6 protein-coding genes are annotated in these 6,000 nt (G+C 56.6%); 2 read left to right on the top strand and 4 right to left on the bottom strand.

Going from position 1 to position 6,000, the window contains the following annotated elements:
• Nucleotides 1-565: acyl-CoA dehydrogenase family protein (locus MPJ51_RS02870; RefSeq protein WP_298381519.1), on the bottom strand; the 565-nt coding region annotated here is incomplete at its 3' end.
• A 98-nt stretch (nt 566-663) separates the two neighbouring features.
• Here MPJ51_RS02870 and MPJ51_RS02865 point away from each other — a divergent pair.
• Both MPJ51_RS02865 and MPJ51_RS02860 read left to right on the top strand, forming a co-directional pair.
• Complete coding sequence (locus MPJ51_RS02865) at nt 664-1,542, top strand: LysR family transcriptional regulator (RefSeq protein WP_298381518.1); 879 nt, start codon at nt 664-666, stop codon at nt 1,540-1,542.
• A 158-nt stretch (nt 1,543-1,700) separates the two neighbouring features.
• Entirely contained in the window at nt 1,701-3,320 is a 1,620-nt protein-coding gene (locus MPJ51_RS02860) for a thiamine pyrophosphate-binding protein (RefSeq protein WP_298381517.1), read from the top strand.
• Nucleotides 3,321-3,374: 54 nt separating this feature from the next.
• On the opposite strand, the gene MPJ51_RS02855 is transcribed toward MPJ51_RS02860, so the two are convergent.
• The 3 genes from MPJ51_RS02855 to MPJ51_RS02845 all read right to left on the bottom strand — a co-directional run bounded on the left by MPJ51_RS02855 (nt 3,375) and on the right by MPJ51_RS02845 (nt 6,000).
• Nucleotides 3,375-3,551 (bottom strand): DDE-type integrase/transposase/recombinase, encoded by a 177-nt coding sequence (locus tag MPJ51_RS02855; RefSeq protein ID WP_298381516.1) that lies wholly within the window; start codon nt 3,549-3,551, stop codon nt 3,375-3,377.
• A 156-nt stretch (nt 3,552-3,707) separates the two neighbouring features.
• Complete coding sequence (locus MPJ51_RS02850; protein ID WP_298381514.1) at nt 3,708-4,841, bottom strand: aromatic ring-hydroxylating dioxygenase subunit alpha; 1,134 nt, start codon at nt 4,839-4,841, stop codon at nt 3,708-3,710.
• A 1-nt stretch (nt 4,842) separates the two neighbouring features.
• A complete protein-coding gene (locus MPJ51_RS02845) occupies nt 4,843-6,000 on the bottom strand; it encodes an SRPBCC family protein (protein ID WP_298381512.1) in 1,158 nt (385 codons plus the stop codon).

Here is a 6,000-nt window from a genome sequence, read left to right as displayed (position 1 = left end):
CCGGATCATAGTGGACGATGAACCCGGTGATGCCCTCGTCGGTTCCATCCTCGCCGATCACACGGGCAAAAATGACATAAAGCTTGGACACGCCACCACCTGTGATCCAGTGTTTGGACCCGTTCAGAACATACGTATCCCCGCAACGCCGGGCAGTCGTCTTCATTTCGGTCGCTGCGCTGCCCGCGTCAGGCTCGCTGATACAGATCGCGGGTTTGTCGCCCGACAGCACCAGAGGCGCGGCGAAAGCCCGTTGTTCGTCAGTGCCATAAGCCATGACCGCGCTGATCCCGCCCATGTTCGCTTCGACCACAATGCGGGCGCTCAGAGTACAGGCGCGGGCCAGTTCCTCGACCACAAGGACCGTATCGTAGAACGAGGCCCCCTGTCCGCCGAAGCGCTCGGGGATCGTCATCCCCATCAGCCCCGCATCGGTCAGATCCCTGACGTTCTGCCAACAATATTCCCGGCGCTGGTCCCAGTCTGCAGCGCGCGGCGCGAATTGCGTCGCCAGGTCCCGGGCAACCAATTGATAATGATTGCCGCCGTGCGTTTGGTCCAACATCTCAGCCTCATCCAGAAAATCCGTTACGTGAATGTTCTGCGCTTGAACCTTCAAGGTCAATCGAATTAAACTAGCGCTTAAATACAGGATTTCTGAAGATGAGAACGACCTATCTGGAAACACTTCTTGCCGTGCATCGCTTTGGTTCGTTTTCGACCGCGGCGCAGTCCCGCAACATGACCCTGTCGGCCCTGAGCATGCAGATGAAAACCCTGGAGGATGATCTGGGTGCCCCCCTGTTTGACCGAAGCTTTCGTCCGCCAAAGCTGACCCCCGTTGGCGAAAAGGTGGCCCTTGAGGCCAAAACCGTGGTCGAGGCCGAAGCCCGCCTGCGGTCCTACTGTTCGGAAAACGATACGCTGAGCGGACAGTTCCATATCGGCGTGGTGACATCCATGGCCGCCCGCTCTCTGTCGGCCTTTCTGCGCAGCGCCGCGTCACAAGCCCCCCTGGCCAGATTTTCCTTCGAAACCGGGCTGTCCGAGATTTTGTGTCAGGATGTGCGCGCGGGCAGCTTGGATGCGGCAATCGTGACCGAAATTCCCGAAGCAACCGCCGGGTTGGTCTGCGATGGCCTGTATGACGAAGAAATGGTTTTGATTTCACCGCTGAATTGCAATGACCTCGATCACGAAGAGCTGGCCCGCAATTTGCCGTTTTTCCATTTTCGGCCGAATTCAGGTATCGGCAGGCTGATTGCCAAGTTCTGTACCGATCTTGAGGTCACGCCAAAGCAATCCATCTATCTGGACAATATCGAAGCCATCGTGAACTGCGTGCGTGATGGTCTGGGATATTCGCTGTTGCCGAAAGAAGAGGCGCGCAGGTATGGCGGCGGCAATATCAGATCATTTTCCTGCCCGCCCAAACCGTTCTTCCGGACCATTTCTCTGGTCAGCCGTTCGGACCCGCTCAGCGACATATGGCGCGCGCCGATGCACACCCTTGCCCGTTCGTGTCTGCAACAGTCGGGCTGAAACAGCATGAATGCGGCGATGCCATTCATTCAAAATGTTTGAAATTAAAATACTATCTTAATTGATTGTATTGAAATTAACTGCACGGCAAGTTCGCCCGGTAAATGCGTTGGTCGGCACCGGCAGGGTGGCTCCGACATCACACCCGAGGGAACACGATGCCTGAACTGCAAACGATGCGTGCCGCCGATTTCATTGCAAAACGCCTGTATGAAGCCGGTTGCCGATTTGCCTTTGGCATGCCCGGCGGCGAAGTTCTGACCATTGTGGATGCGCTGGAAAAGGCGGGCATCCGTTTCATTCTGTGCAAACACGAAAACAATGCCGGTTTCATGGCCGAAGGTGTCATGCATCGCACCGGGGCCCCCGCCATTCTGGTCGGCACGGTCGGTCCGGGTGTGGTGAACGGCTACAACGTCGTGGCAAACGCCTTTCAGGATCGGGTGCCGATGATTGTCCTGACCGGCTGCATCGATGAGGATGAGGCCCAGATGTACACCCATCAGGTCATGAACCATCAGAACGCCTTTGCCGAGGTGACCAAGGCCACTTTCCGGTTGAACGCCAAGGCTGCGGATGTGATCGCGGACAAGGCCGTATCCATCGCGACCGACGGGCGGGCCGGACCGGTTCTGATCGACGTACCGATCTCGGTCGCCGACGAAAAAGTCACGCTGCCGATCCGGCGGCGTCCTTCGGCCAGCCGGACCGCCCCATCCGGACCTGACCTCGATACCGCCCGGGGCTGGCTGGCACAGGCCCGACGGCCCGTCATGGTGATTGGGCTGGACGCTATCGCAGATGAGGCGGGCGAAGACATCCGACGGTTCTGCGAAACCTTCAACGTGCCGTTTGTCACCACATACAAGGCCAAGGGCATCGTGCCCGAGACCCATCCGCTCTGCCTTGGTGGCGGCGGTCTGTCGCCTAAGGCCGATGGCATCCTGTTGCCCTTCATCCAGTCAGCGGACCTGATTATCTGTGCCGGATATGACCCGATTGAAATGCGGATTGGCTGGCAGGAAATCTGGGATCCTTCGCAGGTGAATGTCATCGACATCACGGCCGAGCCCAATACGCATTACATGCATCAGGCGGCATTGAATGTCGTGGCCCATACGGGCGAAACGCTGAAGGCACTGGCTGAAGGCACGATCCCGCAAACGACCTGGAGCAATGATGAAATCGCCAAGGCGCAAACTGCGCTGGCCGAGGCCTTTCCCCGGGATACAGAATGGGGCCCTGCAGCAGTCATTGACGAGGTACGCCGGGCCCTGCCCGATACGGCGCTAGCCACTGCGGATTCCGGCGCGCATCGCATCCTGCTGTCGCAACAATGGGACTGCCACGAACCCCGGGGTCTTATCCAGTCCACCGCGCTTTGCACGATGGGTTGCGCCATTCCGATGGCAATCGGCGAAAAGCTGGCCTCGCCCGACCGTCAGGTGGTGGGCTTTTCAGGGGATGCCGGCGCTTTGATGGTGATGGGTGAGCTTTCGACCGCAAAAGAGCTTGGCGGCAACCCGATCTTTGTCATTTTCGTAGATGCCTGCCTGTCGCTGATCGAGCTTAAGCAAAGGTCCCGGCAAATGGCACGCAATGGCGTGGATTTTGGCCGACATGACTTTGCCGCCATCGGCCGCGCCTTGGGTGGCGAGGGTCATACCGTGACCAATCGACAGGAATTGGGTGAGGCTCTGTCACAGGCCATGTCCGCCGATACTTTCACGGTCATTGCCGCGGTGATTGACGAGCATGCGTATGATGGGCTGTTTTGATGGACGTGTTGCAAACTTTTGGAACAACCAGAGACAGTGACTTACTGGACGCACCTATCCCGCGATCTCGGCAAATAGCCGAAAGCCAGACGTCGTAGTGCTGAAGAACTGCCGCTTACGGATCATGTTGGCGACCTCAATTTCGTCCAGAGTAGCCGAAGCGGATCTGAACGATTTGAACCCGCACCTGTGCCGAATACGTCGCTTAATGAGCCGATGCTCCTGATCCATGTCGGCGGTAAAACTTTCGGGGCCGTTCAGGAAATCCTGCTGCGTTTCGTGCGGTCACGACTCTAGGATCGATCAGCGCAGTAGCTGACAAGCTGGAGACATCGCAATCCAACCTGTCACGCCATATCAAGAACCTTGAGAACGCGGGAAATACATTCAGCAACACGCAGACAGTTTTCGCGAAAGATAGCGATAGAAATCCCAGATCGTCCCTTCGTAGTCGCGCGGCGCAAGATGGCCGGACGGTGCATGGCGAGAGCTTAGGGCCAACTGCATCTTTTCCAGTTTTTCGCGATCTTCGCGATTTACTTCATGCCAAAGTGCAATGCGTTGTTCCAGTTCGTCACGGGTGAGTTCATCACCATAGGTCGACATGGTCCAGCGCACCCGGATGCGATCTACGGCCAAGGGTTGGATGGAAAGGGACACCAGCAATGTCGCGGCCTGACTCGCGACTTGAGAGGGAAAGAGATTGAACAATGTCGAACGGCGGCGTTCATCATCGCTCAGACCTGGCGCACCAACACCACGCGACACTGCCTCTTTCGGATAATTGGCACAGTATGCGGTGAAATTGTCATCGGACATCGATTTGCGGCTTAGGCCCGTTGGCGTATAGGGATGCAGCGTCTCGGGATGCACGACCGAGAGGTGATAGGCCTCCATGAAATTCTCGACGAGACATTTCCAATTCGTCTGCCAATCTTCTTCGAACGTTTGAACATGGCGCATTTGACCCGTCTCGTAGGGGCCAAGCAGAGCCTCAAGCTTGGCCAGACGCGACGAAAGCGGGGCGGCATCGTCGTCGAGATTGACATATATGAACCCATTCCAGACTTCGCTGCGGAACTCGGGCAGGGAACAATTGTCTTTGGTTACGCCTTTGTCACGCATGCGCGGGGCGTTGATCAACGACCCGTTTCGGGCATAGCTCCACGCGTGGTAGCTGCAGACGAAACGGCGAGTGGAACCGGTGCCTTCGGCAATCGGCATGCCGCGGTGGCGGCACACATTGGACAGCACGCGAATCCCGCCGTCATCTCCGCGCACGACCAGCATCGGTTCGTCAAATAACCGGGTCGTGTAATAATCACCTGCCTCGGGGATCTCATCCTCACGACCAAGGCAATGCCATTCTTTGGACAGAAATGTTCTCACTTCGTAGTCGAAGTATTCAGGGTCCGTATAAAACCAGCCCGGAAGGCATTGCGCCTCTGCCTCTGGCAGAGAGGCAACCCGGTGCAGCGTATCGCTCATCTCGGCGAGGTGCTGTTTTTTGATGAGCTGCATTTCACTCTGCCGCCTTTTGTTCGAAAACCCGGTCAAATCCGGCTGTTCTTTCGGCCAGATACTGCATGAAGTCATAAATCGGACGTTCAAGATAAGACAGGTGGCCAGGGCGGGCGGCGTCCGCGTTCAGGCCCCTGAAGACTTTTTCGGTGCAATCGCGATCCTCAAGATTCACATCATCAAGAAGTTTCTTCAGGGTCGCAATGTATTCGTCAGCCTTGGGGTCCGCCATGAACTCGGGGGACAAGCCGCCGCCATAAATAATCGAGACCTGACCCGTGCTTTTGGGATGCAGGGAGAGATACCAAAAATAACCCGGCGTCAGCGTGATCAGATGACTTGGATAGATGGTGACCAATGCCGTGGTTTTACGCCAGTCCCCTTCCAGGTGGGTATTGTCAGGATGGGCATTGCCCATCGCCAGTGACGCTTCCTTTGTGATCCAGTGATAATTGAAATACTTTAGCCCAGGCGGGCAATCCATCTCTTCAAGCTTGGAATGTCCACCCACCGTGCCCGCGTGGCAGACCGGCAAGTGATAGCTTTCCATGAAATTCTCGGCCAGCACCTTCCAGTTGGTATCCCACACATGGGTTTCGCGGAAACACTCGACATAGTTTTCCATCTTGTAGTGGGACACCATAGCTTCCAACTCAGCCAGCTGGGACGAAACGCTTTCGATGTCCTGATTGAGGGACACGTAGACCCATCCAAGCCATTCTTCGCAACGAACTTGCGGCAGCTTGTAGTTTTCTTTGCAAAAGCCCGTGGTTTCATTCATGAACGGCGCTCCGCGCAGATTGCCGCCCAGATCATAGGTCCATGCGTGATAGGGGCACACCAGAACCCGGGCGTTCCCTTCACCTTCCACAATGGTGGACATGCGGTGCAGACAGACATTGGAATAGGCGTGCAGCTCGCCCGAGTTGTTACGCAAGACAACAATCGGCTGACCGGCAAGTTCAAAGGACATATAGTCACCGGTGTTGGCGAGACGGCTGGAGCGACCAACGCAAACCCAGTCCTTGCCAAAGACACTTTCAAGCTCGCGGCTCAGGAAATCCTGACTGGTATAGACCGATGGCGGCATCGCGCGGGCATCTTCCATCGGGCGATTGGCGACATCCAACAATTCTGAAACGGCCTGATCTAAGGACAT

This window comes from Ruegeria sp. (assembly GCF_028066395.1).
Classification (GTDB): Bacteria; Pseudomonadota; Alphaproteobacteria; order Rhodobacterales; family Rhodobacteraceae; genus Ruegeria.
Note: the sequence above shows the minus strand (reverse complement) of the source record. Positions and strands in the feature narration are given on the sequence as shown.

Coding starts and splice junctions, on each gene's coding strand:
- MPJ51_RS02865 (WP_298381518.1), top strand. CDS start 664: ATGAGAACGACCTATCTGGAAACACTTCTTGCCGTGCATCGCTTTGGT.
- MPJ51_RS02850 (WP_298381514.1), bottom strand. CDS start 4,841: ATGCAGCTCATCAAAAAACAGCACCTCGCCGAGATGAGCGATACGCTG.
- MPJ51_RS02845 (WP_298381512.1), bottom strand. CDS start 6,000: ATGTCCTTAGATCAGGCCGTTTCAGAATTGTTGGATGTCGCCAATCGC.
- MPJ51_RS02860 (WP_298381517.1), top strand. CDS start 1,701: ATGCCTGAACTGCAAACGATGCGTGCCGCCGATTTCATTGCAAAACGC.
- MPJ51_RS02855 (WP_298381516.1), bottom strand. CDS start 3,551: ATGGATCAGGAGCATCGGCTCATTAAGCGACGTATTCGGCACAGGTGC.